Below are 15,723 nucleotides of genomic sequence, written 5' to 3' on the forward strand. Positions count from 1 at the left end.
GAGAAGGGTGTCGAAGGGCGCATACACCAACCAGCTCTCGGTGACCGTCGACGGCCGTCCGCTGACGCGCGAGCAGCGGCGGAGCCTGGTCCAGGGCTGGGTGGACTCCAGCGTGAACGTCCCCGCGTCCTTCCAGCTGACCTTCCGGGACCAGTACCGGCGGCTGCTCGGCGAACTGGGCGTGCGGATCGGCTCGAAGGTGGTGCTGCGGGCCCTCGCCGTCGGCAGGGACGGCGGCAAGCCGCTGTTCACCGGGGAGGTCACCGCGCTGGAGGCCGACTTCGACGACACCGGCAAGTTCAGCGTGGTCCGCGGCCACGACCCGGGGCACCGGCTGCTGCGCAACCAGCGCGTCGAGGGCTACCAGAACATGACCGCGTCCGACATCGCGCGCAAGATCGCGTCGCGGAACCGGCTGCGGATCGGCCGGATCGACCCGACCCGGACGCTCTACGAGACGATTACCCAGCCGAACGTCACCGACTGGGAGTTCCTGATCAGGCTGGCGCACGAGAACGGCGTCGAGGTCTACTTCTCGGACGAGGGCGAGTTCCGTTTCGTCGAGCCGAAGCCCGCGTCGGGCGCGCCCGGCAAGACGGCGAAGGCCGCGTCCAGCCCGTACGTGCTGGAGTTCGGGACGAACCTGCGCCGCTGCCGCACCGGCGTCACCGCCGCCGACCAGGTCGGCACGGTGCGGGTGCGGGGCTGGGACGTCCGCCGCAAACGCGAGGTGATCGGACGCGCCGACGCCACCCGCAACCCCGAACTGGACATCGGGCTGACCGGCGTCGACGCCGTCCAGCCGTTCGGGAAGGCGGAGCTGGTCGAGACCGGCATCCCCTACGACACGCACGCGCAGGTGAAGGAGGCCGCGAAGGCGCTCGCGGGCGACGTCAGCGGCGCGTTCGCCGAGCTTGAGCTCGCGGCGGACGGCGACCCGAAGCTGCGTCCCGGGCTGCCGGTCGCGGTGAACCGGATCGGCCGCCCCTTCGAGGGCCGGTACACGGTCACCACCGCGCGGCACGTGTTCGGGATCGGGGACTCCTACGAGACGTGGCTGACGGTGTCCGGCCGCCAGCACCGGTCGCTGTTCGGGCTGGCGTCCGGCGGCGCCGCGCCCGCCGCGCCGAAGGTGCCCGGGGTCGCGTCCGCGATCGTCACCGACATCCAGGACCCGCGCAACCAGGGACGTGTCAAGCTGCGCTTCCCCTGGCTGAGCGACGACTACGTCAGCGACTGGGCCCGGGTGGTGCAGTACGGCGGGGTGCGCGGCGGCGGGCTCCTGATGCCGGACGTGAACGACGAGGTCCTCGTCGCGTTCGACCGGGGCGCCCTCGACCACCCCTACGTCATCGGCGGGCTCTACAACGGCGTCGACCGGCTGCCCAAGTACCGGCGGATGCCGGTGGTCGGGACGTCCGGCCGGGTGAACTGGCGCAGCGTCGCGTCCCGCACCGGGAACCGGATCGAGCTGGTGGACGCGCCCGGCCAGCAGGGCGTGAAGGTCGCGAGCGGCGACGACCGGATGACGGTCGAGATGCGCGAGACCGGGACGCGGCTCACCGTCCACAGCGACGGCAGCGTCGACATCTCCGGCAACCGGACGGTGACGGTGAGGGGCCCGGTCATCCGGGTCAACGCGACGACGCGGCTCGACCTCCAGGCGGCGAGCATCGGCCTCCGCGCGGCGAACCTCATGGTCCAGGGCATCGTCGAGGTGCAGGGCAAGGTCAACGTCACCGGGCTGCTCACCCAGAACCACGCCCCGGTCATGATCATTCCAGCGGGCTGAACGGGGGGATTTCGATGGGGGAGCAGTTCGTCGGCGCGGGCTGGGGGTTCCCGATGCGGGTCAGCGCGTCCGGCGGGATCGTGCTCGTCACCGGGGAGCGGGAGATCGAGGAGGCGATCCGGCTGGTGCTCGCGACCGCGCCGGGCGAGCGCCCGTCCCGGCCCGAGTTCGGCTGCGCGATCCACGACCTCGTGTTCGCGCCCGTCAACGAGGAGACCGCCGGGCGCATCGCCTACGAGGTGCGCGGCAGCCTGGACCGCTGGGAGCCGCGCATCGAGGTCGCCGACGTCCGGGTGAGCGTCGCGCCGGACGACCCGGCGGTGCTGTTCATCGACGTCCGCTACGAGGTCCGCGGCACGAACAACCCGCGCAACCTGGTCTTCCCGTTCTATGTGATCCCGTCCCACGACGACCCGGCGGACGAGGTGGACGCAACGGACGCGACATCCCGGCCGGGCCGCCGACCGTCCTTCGAGAGCGGAACCTGATGCCCCTGCCCGCGCCCAACCTCGACGACCGGCGCTTCCAGCAGTTCGTGGACGACGCCAAGCGCTACATCCAGCGGCGCTGCCCGGAGTGGACCGACCACAACGTCTCCGACCCGGGCGTGACGCTGATCGAGACCGTCGCGCACATGGTCGACCAGCTCGTGTACCGGCTCAACCGCGTGCCGGAGAAGAACTACGTCGCGTTCCTCGAACTGCTCGGCGTCACGCTGCTGCCGCCCGCCGCCGCCCGCACCGACGTGACGTTCTGGCTGTCCGCGCCGCAGGAGGAGGACGTCCTGCTGCCCGCCGGGGCGGAGATCGCGACGCTGCGCACCGAGCACGAGGAGGCCGTCGTGTTCACCACCGAGCGCGACCTGCGCGTCGTGCCGTGCGAGCTGTCCGCCGTCATCGCGCAGCCGGAGGGCGGGACGGTCGCCGACCACACCGCCGACGTCCGCTCCGGCGAGGATTTCGCGTGTTTCTCCGCCGTGCCCCGGCCGGGCGACGTGCTGGCGCTCGGGCTGTCCGCGGCCGTCCCGTCCTGCGCGGTGATGATCAGGCTGGACAGCCGGGTCGACGGCGTCGGCGTCGACCCCCGGCAGCCGCCGCTGCGCTGGGAGGCGTGGACGGGCGAGGGCTGGCGGGAGTGCGAGGTCGCCTCCGACGGGACCGGCGGGCTGAACCGGGCCGGGGAGGTCGTGCTGCACGTCCCGGACGGGCACGTCATGTCGCGGCTCGGCGTCCACGAGGCCGGATGGCTGCGCTGCCGGGTCACCGAGCCGCTGCCCGGCCAGCCGTTCTACTCGGTGTCGCCGACCGTCCGGGACGCGGAGGCCGCCACGGTCGGCGGGACGACCGGCGCCGTCCACGCCGAGACGATCCGGGACGAGACGCTCGGCGAGTCCGCGGGCGTCCCCGGCGAGCGGTTCCGGACCGAGCACGCGCCCGTGCTCGCGGGGGACCCGCCGCTCGTCCTGGAGTCGTCGGACGGCGACGGCTGGCGGGAGTGGGAGCAGGTCGAGCACTTCTCCGCGTCCGGGCCCGGCGACCGGCACTTCCGGCTGGACGCGGCGACCGGCGAGGTCTCGTTCGGCCCGGCCGTCCGCACCCCGGACGGGCTGCTGCGGCAGTACGGCGCCGTCCCGGACAAGGGCGCGGTGCTGCGCGCCCGCCGCTACCGGACCGGCGGCGGCCGCGCCGGGAACGTGGCGCGCGGCGCGCTGAGCGTGCTCCGCACGTCGATCCCCTACGTCGCGCAGGTCGAGAACCGGGAGGCGGCGCGCGGCGGCGTCGACGCCGAGACCCTGGAGGAGGCCAAGCGCCGCACCCCCGTCGCGCTCCGCGCCCAGGACCGCGCGGTCACCGCCCGCGACTACGAGGAACTGGCCCGCCGCGCCGCGCCCGAGACCGCCCGGATCCGCTGCCTGCCCGTGGACGACGCGGGCGCGGGCGCGGTCCGCGTCCTGGTCGTGCCGCAGGCCGTGCCCGACCCGGGCGGACGGCTCCGGTTCGAGCAGCTCGTCCCCGGCGACGACCTGCTCCGCCGCGTCACCCGCTACCTGGACGACCGCCGCCCGATCGGGGTCAGGCTCGCCGTGGGCCCGCCGTTCTACCAGGGCGTCACGGTCGTCGCGACGGTGCACGCGTTCGGGACCGTCGAGGCCGAGTCCGTCCGCCGCGCCGCGCTCGACGCCCTCTACGCCCACCTCGACCCGCTGACCGGCGGCGCGGACGGGCGGGGCTGGCAGTTCGGCCGCCCCCTCCAGGCGGGTGAGATCTTCGCCGTCCTGCAGCGGGTGCCGGGCGTGGAACTCGTGGACGAGGTCCGCCTGCACGCCGCCGACCCCCTGACCGGCAAACGCGGCGACGCCGTAGACCGCATCGACCTCGACCCCTCCGCGTTGGTCTTCTCCTACGACCACAAGATTCGGGTGCGGGGAGGAGCGTCATGACCGGAGCGAAGCGAGGATCATGGCGCTCCCCCTGCGGGGGTCTGGGGGTCGCCCCCCAGAAAGGCGGGGCGTCGTGAGAGGCGGCGTCGATGGGGTGCGGTCGGCTTATCCGTTGGGGGAGCGGCTGCCGTCGGTGTTCGCCGAGGACGATCTCGCGCAGCGGTTCGTGGCCGGGCTCGACGACCTGTTCGCGCCGCTGCTCACCGTCCTCGACAGCCTGGAGGCCTACTTCTCGCCCGCGCTCGCCCCGGCCGACTTCGTCGGCTGGCTGGCCGGGTGGGTCGGCGCCGAGCTGCGGGGCGACGAGCCCGAGGCGCAGGCCAGGGACGCGGTCGCGAAGGCGACCGGCCTGCACCGGCTGCGCGGCACCCGGCACGGTGTCGCGGCGGCCGTCCTGATGGCGTTCGGCGTGGCGCCGGAGATCGTGGAGAGCGGCGGCGCGGCCTGGTCGGAGCGGCCGCTCGGCGCGATCCCGGGCGAGGCCGCGCCGCGCCTTGAGGTGATCCTGCGCGTCCCCGACCCGTCGCGGGTGGACGCGCGGCGGCTGGACGCGCTGGTCGGCGCGGTCCGTCCCGCCCACGTCCCCTATGCCGTGCACGTCCTGGAGAAAGGAGCGGCCCGATGACGTCCCCCGGAGGAGTCTGCCCGGACTGCGGGGCCACCGGTCAGGGCGGCTCGTTCTGCGACCGCTGCGGCGCGGTGCTCAACTGGACGCCCGCCCACGGCGTCCCCCTGCCCACCCCGCCCGAGCCGCCGCCCCCGGAACCGCCGACCGCGCCGCCCGACACGCGAATCGAACGGCCCCTCCCACCCGCCCCGCCGCGCCCGGCCGGTGGCCCGCCGCGTCCGCCGGACGCGGCGCCGCCCGACCGGCGGGTCGCGCCGCTGCCGGGACGGCGGCCGCCCGCGCGGGACGACCGGGCCCGGCGCCTGCTGATCCCGGTGACCCCCGAGACCCCGGCCCAACCCCCTCCGGCGGGGCCCGCGCCGGTGCTGCCCGGACGTCCGGAGGCGGCCCGCCCGCAGGTGCGGGCGCGGACCCCGGAGATGACGGGCGGCGTCCCGTGCCCGTGGTGCGACACGCTGAACCCGCCCGACCGGCACTTCTGCCGCCAGTGCGCGATGCCGCTCGCGGCGGCGGACAAGGACGGGTTCCGCACCCGCACCTGGTGGCAGCGGATCGTCCACGGCGACCGGAACCGGGAGGTGCCCTGGGCGGGGGAGCGGCCGCGGATCCGGCGCGGCCCCGGCACCCTGCTGACCAGCGCCGTGCTGGCCCTCGCGGGCGTGGCCGTCGTCGGGACGGCGGTCGTGAAGGCCGACGACGTCGCCAACGGGGTCGTGGACCATTTCGTCAAGCGGGCGCCCGCCCCGCCGAACGCGGCGAAGGCGTCGCACACCGACCCGAAGCACGGTCCGCAGCTCGCCGTGGACGGCCTCACCAACACCTTCTGGGGCACCGGCTTCGGCGGCGGCAGCCAGGGCGTCTTCCTGGAGGCGTCGTTCGTCCAGCCCCGCCGCCTGCTCAACGTGATCATCACCCCGGGCGTGTCGAAGCAGCCGGACCAGTACGCCACCCAGGCCCGCCCGCAGATCCTGGACGCGACGGTCTTCTCCTCAGACGGGAGGAGCCGGACGACGGAGCTGCGCCTCGACGACGCCCCCGGCCCGCAGAAGCTCAAGCTGCGCGGGGACGACGTCGTCCGGGTCCGGCTCACCATCCGCTCCGCCTACGGCGCCGCGCCCAACCGGCAGGTGTGCATTGCGGAGGTCGAGTTCTTTACGCGGTCGACCGTCAGGAACCTCTGACCAAAGGGGAAGCTCCCGGCCCGGAGGAGGGCCGGGAGCCTCCGGAGAGGGTCAGGAGCAGAGCGCGGTGTCCAGCGTGTCCAGGACGTGCTGGTGCACCTTCATCATGTCCTCCTCCTTCGCCCTGATCGCGCTGGGCAGCGCGGTGACCGCGACCGTCGCGGCCCGCCCGTCCGCGGTGGCGCCGTCGCGCGTCTCGTAGCCGTTGATGTCGCCGCCGTGGCCCCACAGGTAGCCGCCGCAGGACAGTTTCGTGCTCATCAGGCCGAGGCCGTAGGACGCGCCCGGCAGGTCGCCCGGCGCCGGGAGGGTCCGCTTCATCTCCGCCAGCTCCGCCGGGCGGAGCAGCCGGCCGCCGAGCAGGGCGCCGAAGAAGGCGTTCAGGTCGCGCGGGGTGCTGACGAGCTGCCCGGCCGCCCAGCCCGCGGACGGGTCGAGCCTCGTGATGTCGCGCAGCGCGCCGCCCGGCTCGGCCGCGTCGTAGCCCTTCGGGTGCGCGCCGCGGATGCCGCGCTCCCCGACGAGCGGCCAGTAGGTGTCGCGCAGCCCGAGCGGGCGGATGATCCGGTTGGTGATCTCCTCGCCGACCGGACGTCCCGTGACCTTCTGGACGAGCAGCCCCGCGAGCACATAGTTGGTGTTGCTGTACTGCCATTTGGTGCCCGGCGGGAAATCGGCGGGATGCCGGAACGCGATGTCGAGCAGTTCGCGCGGTTCCCGGTAGAGGTCGCGGGTGTTGAAGGCGTTCAGGTCCAGGTACCGGGTGTATTCGGGAATGCCGCTCGTGTGCTGGAGCACGTTCCGCACCGTGATCTTGTTCGGGTCGATTCCCTCGCCCCGGACGAGGCCCGGCAGATACTTCTCGATCGGCGCGTCCAGCTTCACCCTGCCCTCGCCCACCAGTTGCAGGACGACCGCCGCCGTGAACGTCTTGGTGTTGCTCGCGATCCGGACATGCCCGTTCACCGGCGGCTTCGCGCCCGTGTCGCGGTCGCCGACGCCCGCGACGTAGTCGGTCGTGCGCCCGTCCCGGTCCCGGACGGCGGCGAGCACGCCGGGGAACCCGTCGCGCACCAGGCCGTCCATCTTCCGCTGGACGGCGGGATTCCCCGGCGCCCCGCCGCCCTTTTCCGTACGGGCCAGGGCGGGCGCGCCCAGCGCCGCGATTCCGCCGAACACCGTCAGCGCGGCGAGCACGGCGGGAAACTTCCGGCCGCGCCTCGATTTGATCAGAGAATTCATCGGGAGCTCCTTGCGAGTGGCGTTTTATCGGACGCTCCAAGCGTCTCCACTCGCCGCCGCCGGGACGAGCCAGCGGGGCCCCGGAAAAGAGGTGTAGCCAGCCCCACCCCTCCGTCCGGATCAGGTCCGGGAATTGGCCTCCAGGTAGTGCAGGACGGCGGTGACGCGCCGGTCCGCCCCACTGGTGGGCTCCAGGCCGAGCTTGGCGAAGATGTTCCGGATGTGCTTGTGCACGGCCCCCTCGGTGACGACGAGCCCCTCCGCGATCGCGGTGTTGCCGAGGCCCTCCGCCATCAGGGCGAGCACGTCCAGCTCGCGCGGCGTCAGCCGCTCCAGCGCGCAGTCGGAGCGGGTGCGGGTGAGCAACTGCGCGACGACCTCGGGGTCGATGGCGGTGCCGCCGCCCGCGACGCGGTGCAGCGCGTCGAGGAACTGCTCGACGCGGCCGACCCGCTCCTTGAGCAGGTAGCCGATCCGGCGGGCGCCGCCGTCCAGCAGCTCGGTCGCGAACGCCTGCTCGACGTAGGCCGACAGCACGAGCACGGCGAGGTCCGGGCGCCGCCGCCGCGCCTCGACCGCCGCCCTGATCCCCTCGTCGGTGTGGGTCGGCGGCATCCGCACGTCGACGATCGCGGTGTCCGGCTCGTGGTCGTCGACGGCCGCGAGGAACGCCTCCGCGGAGTCGGTGGTGGCGACCACGTCCAGGGACTCGGCGCGCAGCAGCAGCGCCAGCCCCTCGCGCAGCAGCGCGTCGTCCTCGGCGATCACGATCCGCACGGCAGCTCCACCTCCACGATCGTCGGCCCGCCGGGCGGGCTGGTCAGGACGAGCCGCCCGTCGTGCGCCTCGATCCGGCTGCGGATCCCGGCGAGGCCGGAGCCGCCGCGCGCGTCCGCGCCGCCGACGCCGTCGTCCTCGATCCGCAGCCGCAGGAGCGGGCCCTCGCGGCGGACGGTCACGAGCGCGTGCCGCGCCCCGCTGTGCCGGGACACGTTGGTCAGCGCCTCCGCCGTGACGAAGTACGCGGTCGCCTCGACGGACGCGGCGCACCGGCCCGGCACGTCGACGTCCACCTCGCAGGGGACGCCGCAGTTCGCCGCGAGCCCGGCCAGCGCGCCGGTCAGGCCCCGGTCGTCCAGGACGGGCGGCAGGATGCCGCGCACCACCGCGCGCAGCTCGGCCAGCGCCTCCTCGGCCGCGACCTGCGCGCGGTCGAGGATCGCGAGCGCGCTCGCCGGGTCGCGGGCGAGCGCGCGCCGGGTCGCGCCGAGCAGCACGGTCACGCCGACGAGGCGGTTCTGCGCGCCGTCGTGCAGCGAGCGCTCGATCCGCCGCAGCTCCGTGGCGTGCGCGTCCAGCGCGGCGGCCCGGGTGGCCGACAGCTGCGCGACCCGCAGGGACAGGTCGGTGTCGTCGGTGGGCGCGAGCAGCCGCCGCCCCGGCCAGGCCTGCAACCGGGCCATCCCCGGGCCGAGCAGGACGAACGCCAGTGCCAGCCCGATCCCGAACAGGGTGACCGGGAGGGCGTCGGAGAAGTCGCGGACCGTCCAGAACACGCCGGTGGGCTCGCGGTTCTGCGCGGGCAGGAACCGCCACCACAGCGGGTAGGTGATGTCCTGCGCGGACGCCACCGGCATCGTGATCGCGGCCGCGCTGAACAGCAGGCCCGCCGTCCCGTGCCCGAGCACCCAGCACAGCTCGCGGGGGACGGCCGGGTCGGCGAGGGCGGCGCCGAGCCGGGACGGCACCGGCCCCGGCCCGATGATCTCCGGGCCCCAGCGGGACAGCCGCGCCCGCTCCCGGGACGCCACCGCCCGGACGCCGCGCAGCGCGCTCGGCACGAGCAGCAGGCCGACCCCGGCGACGGACAGCACCATGACCGACGTGACCCACGCCATGGCGACGAACGCCAGCAGGGCGGTGCCGAGCCCGCCGACGAGATGCTCCAGCGCGTCGAGGACGGCGCGGGCGCGGCGCATGAGGACGCCACCCTGCCCGGCGTATCGGGGAGCCGCCGGCTCCGGCCTGCCCGCCACCATCCGCACCCTCCTGACGCCCCCGACTTTAAGACGACAAGTCGGAAACCGCCCGAGGGGCGGCGCAGGAGTACAGCCTGCTATACCAACGTGGACGGGTTGGCTGGATCGTCCGCGGCGCTCGTAGTTCCTAGAGTGATTCGCGGCGATCGTCACCCCGTTCTCGGAGTTGCAAGATGAACGATTCTCACGGCCGGTCGGAGACGACGAGCCCGGCCGCCGCCGGGGCGTCCCCGAGCGCGCGGAGCAGGGCCGTGCGGCCGGTGCTGTGGGTGCTTCTGGTGATCTTCGCGGCGGGCGACATGGTCCTGTCGCGGCTCGACGCGAACGTGGCCGTCGACGCGGCGTTCGGGCTGGCCACGATGGCCTGCGCGACGTGCCTGATCGTCCACCACTACCGCAACCGGCGCGGCTGACCGCCTCAGCCGACGAGACCGGCCGGCCCTTCCCGACGTGGTCAGGGGGTCACGATGGGGAAGTCGGGCTCGGGTGCGTCCATGACGGCCAGCAGCCTTCGCAGGGCCGCCGCGTCACCGGAACTGGTGATGCCTTCCGGGCCTTTCCCCGCTATCAGCGCGAACAATTGCGGACGGGTGAGCGTGAGCGTCAGATCGGCGCCATCGGTATCGCCCGTCACCCGCCGGTGAATGAGGACGCCGTTGGACAGCATCATCCGGTACCGCTCGCGGGCGTCGGTGAAGTCCCAGTCGATGGTGACGTGCTCGTCCCATGCCTTTGGGCCGTTCACGCGGATCGCCATCGAGTCGAAGACCTGCTCGACCGTCAGCCCGGCGGTCATTCCGCCGGAGATGCTCATCGGGACCGGCTTGATCCCCTCGCGCAGTTCCATCGCGCCGGTCAGGTAGAAATTGCGCCACGTCCCGTTCTCCGCGCCCCGGCCGAGCCGCTGGTAGACGTCGGCGAGCCCGGACTTGGCGTCGGCGTTCTCCGGGTCGGCGAACACGACATGGTCGTAGAGGGTCGCGGCGAAACGCAGATCGCCCTTATCGGCGTAGTCGCGGGCCATCGACATCACCTTGGACGCGCCGCCCATGCATTCCACGTACCGTTTCGCGTTCTCGACCGGCGGGTGCTCCCAGAGATGCGCGGGATTGCCGTCGAACCAGCCCATGTAGCGCTGGTAGATCGCCTTCACGTTGTGGCTCACCGAGCCGTAGTAGCCGCGGGCGTGCCAGGCGTTGGCGAGGGCGGGCGGCAGTTCCATCTGCTCCGCGATCTCGATGCCGGTGTGGCCCTGGTTGAGCATGCGCAGCGTCTGATCGTGCAGGTAGGCGTACAGGTCGCGCTGCTGCGAAAGGAAGGCGACGATGTCGTCGCGTCCCCAGATCGGCCAATGGTGGGACGCGAACGCCACGTCACTGGCGTCGGCGAACAGCGTGATCGCCTCGTCCAGATAGCGCGCCCACACCCGCGCGTCCCGGACGAGCGCCCCGCGCAAAGTCAGGATGTTGTGGAGGTTGTGCGTGGCGTTCTCGGCCATGCACAAGGCGCGCCGTTCCGGGAAATGGAAGTTCATCTCCGCCGGAGCCTCGGTTCCCGGCGTCGACTGGAAGACGATCCGCACGCCGTCCAGGACTTCCTCCTGCCCGGTACGGGTGATGTGCGTGTTCGGCGGGACGAGCGAGACGCGCCCGGACGACGCGGTCTGCCCGAGGCCCGTCCCGACCATTCCGTCCGGGCCCCGCTCCAGCAGGACGCCCGCGTGGTACATGCCGCGACGGGCCATGGCCGTCCCCGCGTACACGTTCTCCGCGACGGCGTTCTCCACGAATCCGGCGGGCGCGACGATCGGCACCCCGTCGGCGTTCCCGGGCGCGACGACGCCCTCGGCGCCGCCGAAATGGTCGACGTGCGAATGGGTGTAGACGAGCCCGGTGACCGGACGGTCGCCCCGGTGCTCGCAGTACAGCCCGAACGCGGCGGCGGCGGTCTCCACCGACACCAGCGGGTCGATCACGATCACCCCGCGCTCGCCCTCGACCAGCGTCATGTTCGACAGATCCAGGCCCCGCACCTGGTAAACGCCGTCCGTCACCTCGAAAAGGCCCTGCTTGGCGCACAGTTGCGACTGCCGCCACAGGGACGGGTTCGCCGTGTCCGGGCAGGGGGCGTCGAGGAAGGCGAAGACGTCGTTGTCCCAGACGACCCTGCCGCCCGAGTCCCGGACCACCCCCGGCGACAGCGACGCGACCAGGCCGCGTTCGGCGTTCTCGAAATCCGTCCGGTCGGTGAAGGCGAGATCTCCCATGGCGTCCATTTCTCCACCCGCATACCAACCCAAAGTCCCCGGCTGGCAAAGGCTCCTCGACCGGACGCCCCGTCACGCCCGGCGGTGCGGACAGGTGGTGGGCAGGACCGTGGCCCCGGCCGCCGCGATCCGGCGGACCAGCTCCCACATCTGGAGCTGGCTGCGCGGGTTCGGCCGAGAAAGGCGGGGAAATGGTGGTGCCACGCCGGACAAGGGCGGTTGTCCGCACAATTCCTTCGGCCCTTGTCCGGCGTGGTCAATGATCTTCTAGGGGCGGGGGATCAGTCCCAGTTGATGGCTTCCTGGGTCAGGAGTTCGCGGCCCTCGTAGACGGAGACGACGGCGTTCGTGCCGCGGCCGTCGGGGGACGGCGTGAGGTCGAGGCCCTGCCACTGGTCGCCGGCGGCGACGTTCGCCGCCGAGGTGACATGGCGTCCCGTGACGTAGTCGATGTCCACCCTCACCTGGCTGTCGGCCGAGCAGTGGACGGACCAGCCGTCCGCCGCGATGCCGTTCGGGCCCAGGTCGCGGACCGTCACCTCGTCCGCGAACAGCCTGGCCTCGCACGACGTGTCGGCCTTGCCGGGGGCGGCCAGGGCGGGGGCCGCCACCGGTCCCGCCGCCAGGGCGGCGACGACCAGGGACGTTCCCGCCAGGATCGCTTTGCGCATCACACTCTCCTTTTTGCGCAGGATCTTCTTGCATATTCACCGTTCCATCCCGGCGGTAGGGCGGTAAGCCTCGGAAAGGCAGCCCAAAGGGCAGCGATCAGTGCCCGCGGAGCACCGGGCGCGGTGACGCGCGAACCCGTTGGAAGAATGGCGGAATTGTCAAGCCCGATGGGGGGAGGATATGTCCACCCATTGGCGGTAGGCGGCCATGTCAACGTTGCCGCCGCACACGATGGCGGCCACGTGCCGTCCGGCGAAGCGGTCGCGGTCTTCGAGCACCGCCGCGACGCCGAGCGCGGCGGACGGCTCCACCACGAGGCCCGCGCGGTCGAGGAGCAGCCGCATCCCGGCGATGATCGACGCCTCCTCCACCAGGACGGCGTCGTCGGCGACCAGCAGGAGGTCGTCCAGGACGGCCGGGATGGGACGGCGACCGGCGACGCCGTCCGCGATCGTGTCGGTCGAGTCGGTGGTGACGACGCGCCGCCCGCGCCACGACAGCGTCATCGCGGGCGCCCCGAGCGGCTGGACGCAGATCACCTCGACGCCGGGCGCCAGCGCCTTCACCACGTGCCCGACGCCGGTGGCCAGCGCACCGCCGCCGAGCGCGATCAGGACGGCGTCGAACGCCGGGCCGGACTCCACCAGCTCCAGGCCGATGGTCGCCGCGCCCTCGCAGGTCTCGATGTCGAGGCTGTCCTCGACCAGCCGGACGCCGTCGTGCCGCGCGATGGCCGCCGCCCGCTCGCGGGCGAGGTCGAAGTCGCCGTCCACCAGCTCCAGCGTCGCGTCCAGCGCGCGGATGCGGTCGAGCTTGGCGGCGGGCGCGAAGCGGGACGCGACGACGGTGACCGCCAGCCCCCGCTCGCGGCCCGACCAGGCGAGGGCCTGGCCGAGGTTGCCCGCGCTGGCGCACACGACGGCTCGTGAACCGTTCGAGGCGAGCAGGCTCGAGACGACCTCCGTGCCGCGCCCCTTGAAGCTCCGGACCGGGTTCGCCGTTTCGAGCTTGACGCTCACCGCGCACCCGAGATCGGGTTCGAGCGCCTCGCAGCGGTAGAGGGGGGAGTCGAGGAAGAGCGGGTCGATCATCCGCCGGGCCGCCCTGATCCGGGCGAGGTCGAGACGCGTCTTCGGCACGGTACGGCAGCGTAGCGACGCGCCTTGACACGCTCCAATGGTAAGCCGTAGCTTACGGTTCGTGGATGCTTACCAAAGTGGTTCCGGATGGGAGGCGCTGGGCGATCCCACCCGGCGCGCCATCGTGGTCTGCCTGGCCGAGCGGCCGAGCGCCGTCGGCCAGTTGGCGGAGCGGCTGCCGATCAGCAGGCCCGCGGTGTCCCAGCATCTGAAGATCCTCAAGGACGCGGGGCTGGTCACCGACCGCGCCGAGGGGACGCGGCGGGTGTACCGGCTCAACCCGGCGGGCCTCGCCGCGCTGCGCGACCAGCTGGAGACGTTCTGGGACCGCGCGCTGAGCGGCTACCAGGACGTCGTGGACCAATCGACCGAGGAGAGATCATGACCCAGGCAGCGGACGTGGTGGTCCGCCGGACGATCGTCGTCGACGCGACGGTCGAGCGGGCCTTCGAGATGTTCACCGCGCGCTTCGGCGACTTCAAGCCGCCCGAGCACAACCTGCTCGGCGCGCCGATCGCCGAGACCGTGTTCGAGCCGAAGGTCGGCGGACACATCTACGACCGGGGCGAGGACGGCACCGAGTGCCGCTGGGCGCGCGTCCTCGCCTTCGACCCGCCGGACCGCGTGGTGTTCAGCTGGGACATCAGCCCGCAGTGGCGGATCGAGACCGAGCCGGACAACACGAGCGAGGTCGAGGTCCGGTTCGTCGCCGAGAGCCCGGAGCGCACCCGCGTGGAACTGGAGCACCGCAACCTCGACCGGCACGGGCCCGGCTGGGAGTCGGTCCGCGACGGCGTCGACAACGACGAGGGATGGCCGCTGTACCTGGCCCGGTACGCCGCCCTGGTCGCCGAGTCCGGCTGACCCGGGAGCCCGGCCGGGCTCAGGCCGCTCAGGCTTCGCGGGCGAAGGACGCGCAGTCGGGGCACTCGTCGAGATACCGGTGCCGGCATTCGACGGTGTGCCGCAGGAAGGAGATCGCCCGCCGCCGGTGGACGACCTCCGCCTCGAGCGCCTCGATCTTCGCCTGCACGACCGCCTGCGCCGTGGCCTTCCGCGGCGACATGGCGGCCGTGATCTCGGGCAGCGACAGCCCGACCCGCCGCAGTTTCAGGACGGTGCGCGCCTGCTCCAGCGCGTGGTCGTCGTAACTGCGGTATCCGCTCGCGTCGCGGGGCACGGCGAGCGCGCCCGCGTCCTCCCAGTGCCGGAGGACGTGGGCCGCGACGCCGAGCTCCGCGGCGGCCTGTCCGATCGTCCTTCCCGCCACGCGCGCCTTGCCTTCATGTCGACCTGAACCCCTACCGTTCCGATCATGCCCGACACTCACCCCGGCGGCACCCGCCGCCGTCCATCGGTCCTGGTCACGGGCGCGAGCGGCAACCTCGGCCGCGAGGTCGCCGCCCGGCTCGTCGCGCGCGGCGCGCACGTTCGGGCGCTGGAGCGGCGGCGGAGCCGCCCCCGTCCGGGAACGGAGCCGGTGGTCGGCGACCTCACGGATCCCGCCGTTCTGCGCGAGGCGCTGAACGGAATGGACGCCGTCTTTCTCGTCTGGCCGCTGCTCGACTCCGCTCCGGCCCGTCCGCTGGTCGCGGAACTGCGCGCGGTCCGCGTCGTCTACGTCTCCTCGGCCGCCATCGACGACGGCGCCGAGCGCCAGAGCGACCCCATCGTCCAGGTGCACGCGGACATGGAGGCCCTGCTCCGCGACGGCGGCGTCCGGCCCGTGGTGCTGCGCAGCGACACGCTGGCGTCCAACACGCGCGGCTGGGCGGCGCAGTTGCGGGCGGGCGACGTCGTGTCGGGCCCGGACATGGCGCCCACACCCGTCGTGGACGAGCGCGACGTCGCCGAAGCCGCCGCGACCGTGCTCCTCGCGCCGCACGCCGAACCGGACCAGGGCCCCTACGTGCTGACCGGGCCTGAGGTGCTCAGCCGCGCCGACCTGGTCGCCCGCCTCGGCGCGGCCCTCCACCGGCCGCTGCGGTTCGAGGCGGTCCCCGCCGACCTCGCGCGGGCGCGGATGCTCGCGGACGGCCGTCCCGAACCGCTGGTGGACGCGCTGATCGCCGCCGCCGTGGCGCGGCCGCCGTCGTCCCGCGTCAGCGGCGACGTCGAGCGCCTCACCGGCCGTCCGCCCGGCACGTTCGCCCGCTGGGCCGCCGACCGCGCCGCCGAATTCAACCGGCCGGACGAAACCTGAATCAACGCCCGGAGTGAATCGAATTTCCAAGCGCCGCGCGTTCGGCGGGGCCGGGACTGAGCTGCGCTTTCAGAGCCTACTTGACCGCCATTCACGGCAATCGACGGAGGCGGGGAAGGGC

At 73.2% G+C, this 15,723-nt stretch carries 16 protein-coding genes; 9 read left to right on the top strand and 7 right to left on the bottom strand.

What is annotated here, in order from left to right; translation table 11 throughout:
• Positions 1-7: 7 nt before the first annotated feature.
• The 5 genes from ACH01S_RS30375 to ACH01S_RS30395 all read left to right on the top strand — a co-directional run bounded on the left by ACH01S_RS30375 (position 8) and on the right by ACH01S_RS30395 (position 6,041).
• Positions 8-1,792 carry a VgrG-related protein gene (locus tag ACH01S_RS30375; protein ID WP_067899318.1) on the top strand — a complete coding sequence of 595 codons (1,785 nt, stop codon included), beginning with the start codon at positions 8-10 and terminating at the stop codon, positions 1,790-1,792.
• 14 nt (positions 1,793-1,806) lie between these two features.
• Complete coding sequence (locus ACH01S_RS30380; RefSeq protein ID WP_067899321.1) at positions 1,807-2,280, top strand: GPW/gp25 family protein; 474 nt, start codon at positions 1,807-1,809, stop codon at positions 2,278-2,280.
• Positions 2,280-4,232, top strand: a complete 1,953-nt coding sequence (locus ACH01S_RS30385) for a putative baseplate assembly protein (protein ID WP_067899325.1) — start codon at positions 2,280-2,282, stop codon at positions 4,230-4,232. Before ACH01S_RS30380 ends, ACH01S_RS30385 begins: the two co-directional genes overlap by 1 nt.
• Before the next feature lie 112 nt (positions 4,233-4,344).
• On the top strand, positions 4,345-4,857 hold the full coding sequence (locus ACH01S_RS30390; RefSeq protein ID WP_218010450.1) for a phage tail protein: 513 nt from the start codon (positions 4,345-4,347) through the stop codon (positions 4,855-4,857).
• Positions 4,854-6,041, top strand: a complete 1,188-nt coding sequence (locus tag ACH01S_RS30395) for an NADase-type glycan-binding domain-containing protein (RefSeq protein WP_067899331.1) — start codon at positions 4,854-4,856, stop codon at positions 6,039-6,041. Before ACH01S_RS30390 ends, ACH01S_RS30395 begins: the two co-directional genes overlap by 4 nt.
• Before the next feature lie 51 nt (positions 6,042-6,092).
• On the opposite strand, the gene ACH01S_RS30400 is transcribed toward ACH01S_RS30395, so the two are convergent.
• From ACH01S_RS30400 to ACH01S_RS30410, 3 genes are all read right to left on the bottom strand, one after another.
• Positions 6,093-7,283 carry a serine hydrolase domain-containing protein gene (locus tag ACH01S_RS30400; RefSeq protein WP_067899336.1) on the bottom strand — a complete coding sequence of 397 codons (1,191 nt, stop codon included), beginning with the start codon at positions 7,281-7,283 and terminating at the stop codon, positions 6,093-6,095.
• A gap of 120 nt (positions 7,284-7,403) precedes the next feature.
• Positions 7,404-8,060 carry a response regulator gene (locus ACH01S_RS30405; protein WP_067899338.1) on the bottom strand — a complete coding sequence of 219 codons (657 nt, stop codon included), beginning with the start codon at positions 8,058-8,060 and terminating at the stop codon, positions 7,404-7,406.
• Positions 8,048-9,322, bottom strand: coding sequence for a sensor histidine kinase (locus ACH01S_RS30410; protein ID WP_067899341.1), 1,275 nt, complete (start codon positions 9,320-9,322; stop codon positions 8,048-8,050). The genes ACH01S_RS30405 and ACH01S_RS30410 overlap by 13 nt, the downstream gene beginning before the upstream one ends.
• 173 nt (positions 9,323-9,495) lie before the next feature.
• On the opposite strand from ACH01S_RS30410, the gene ACH01S_RS30415 reads away from it, so the two are divergent.
• Positions 9,496-9,735, top strand: a complete 240-nt coding sequence (locus ACH01S_RS30415; RefSeq protein WP_067899344.1) for a hypothetical protein — start codon at positions 9,496-9,498, stop codon at positions 9,733-9,735.
• Positions 9,736-9,776: 41 nt separating this feature from the next.
• On the opposite strand, the gene ACH01S_RS30420 is transcribed toward ACH01S_RS30415, so the two are convergent.
• The 3 genes from ACH01S_RS30420 to ACH01S_RS30430 form a co-directional block, all read right to left on the bottom strand.
• On the bottom strand, positions 9,777-11,588 hold the full coding sequence (locus ACH01S_RS30420) for an alkyl/aryl-sulfatase (protein ID WP_067899444.1): 1,812 nt from the start codon (positions 11,586-11,588) through the stop codon (positions 9,777-9,779).
• 281 nt (positions 11,589-11,869) lie between these two features.
• Positions 11,870-12,259, bottom strand: coding sequence for a hypothetical protein (locus ACH01S_RS30425; protein ID WP_067899346.1), 390 nt, complete (start codon positions 12,257-12,259; stop codon positions 11,870-11,872).
• Between the two features lie 159 nt (positions 12,260-12,418).
• Positions 12,419-13,399, bottom strand: coding sequence for a threonine ammonia-lyase (locus tag ACH01S_RS30430; protein WP_067899349.1), 981 nt, complete (start codon positions 13,397-13,399; stop codon positions 12,419-12,421).
• Positions 13,400-13,460: 61 nt separating this feature from the next.
• Here ACH01S_RS30430 and ACH01S_RS30435 point away from each other — a divergent pair, with 61 nt between their 5' ends.
• Positions 13,461-13,784, top strand: coding sequence for an ArsR/SmtB family transcription factor (locus ACH01S_RS30435; protein ID WP_246236829.1), 324 nt, complete (start codon positions 13,461-13,463; stop codon positions 13,782-13,784).
• The gene (locus ACH01S_RS30440) at positions 13,781-14,263 is read left to right on the top strand and encodes an SRPBCC family protein (protein WP_067899357.1); all 483 of its coding nucleotides are present in this window, start codon (positions 13,781-13,783) and stop codon (positions 14,261-14,263) included. Before ACH01S_RS30435 ends, ACH01S_RS30440 begins: the two co-directional genes overlap by 4 nt.
• A 28-nt stretch (positions 14,264-14,291) precedes the next feature.
• On the opposite strand, the gene ACH01S_RS30445 is transcribed toward ACH01S_RS30440, so the two are convergent.
• Positions 14,292-14,669 carry a MerR family transcriptional regulator gene (locus tag ACH01S_RS30445; protein WP_174564924.1) on the bottom strand — a complete coding sequence of 126 codons (378 nt, stop codon included), beginning with the start codon at positions 14,667-14,669 and terminating at the stop codon, positions 14,292-14,294.
• A 45-nt stretch (positions 14,670-14,714) separates the two neighbouring features.
• On the opposite strand from ACH01S_RS30445, the gene ACH01S_RS30450 reads away from it, so the two are divergent.
• On the top strand, positions 14,715-15,602 hold the full coding sequence (locus tag ACH01S_RS30450; protein WP_067899359.1) for an NAD(P)H-binding protein: 888 nt from the start codon (positions 14,715-14,717) through the stop codon (positions 15,600-15,602).
• Positions 15,603-15,723 lie beyond the last annotated feature (121 nt).

This window comes from Actinomadura chibensis NBRC 106107, assembly GCF_001552135.1.
Taxonomy (GTDB): Bacteria; Actinomycetota; Actinomycetes; order Streptosporangiales; family Streptosporangiaceae; genus Spirillospora; species Spirillospora chibensis.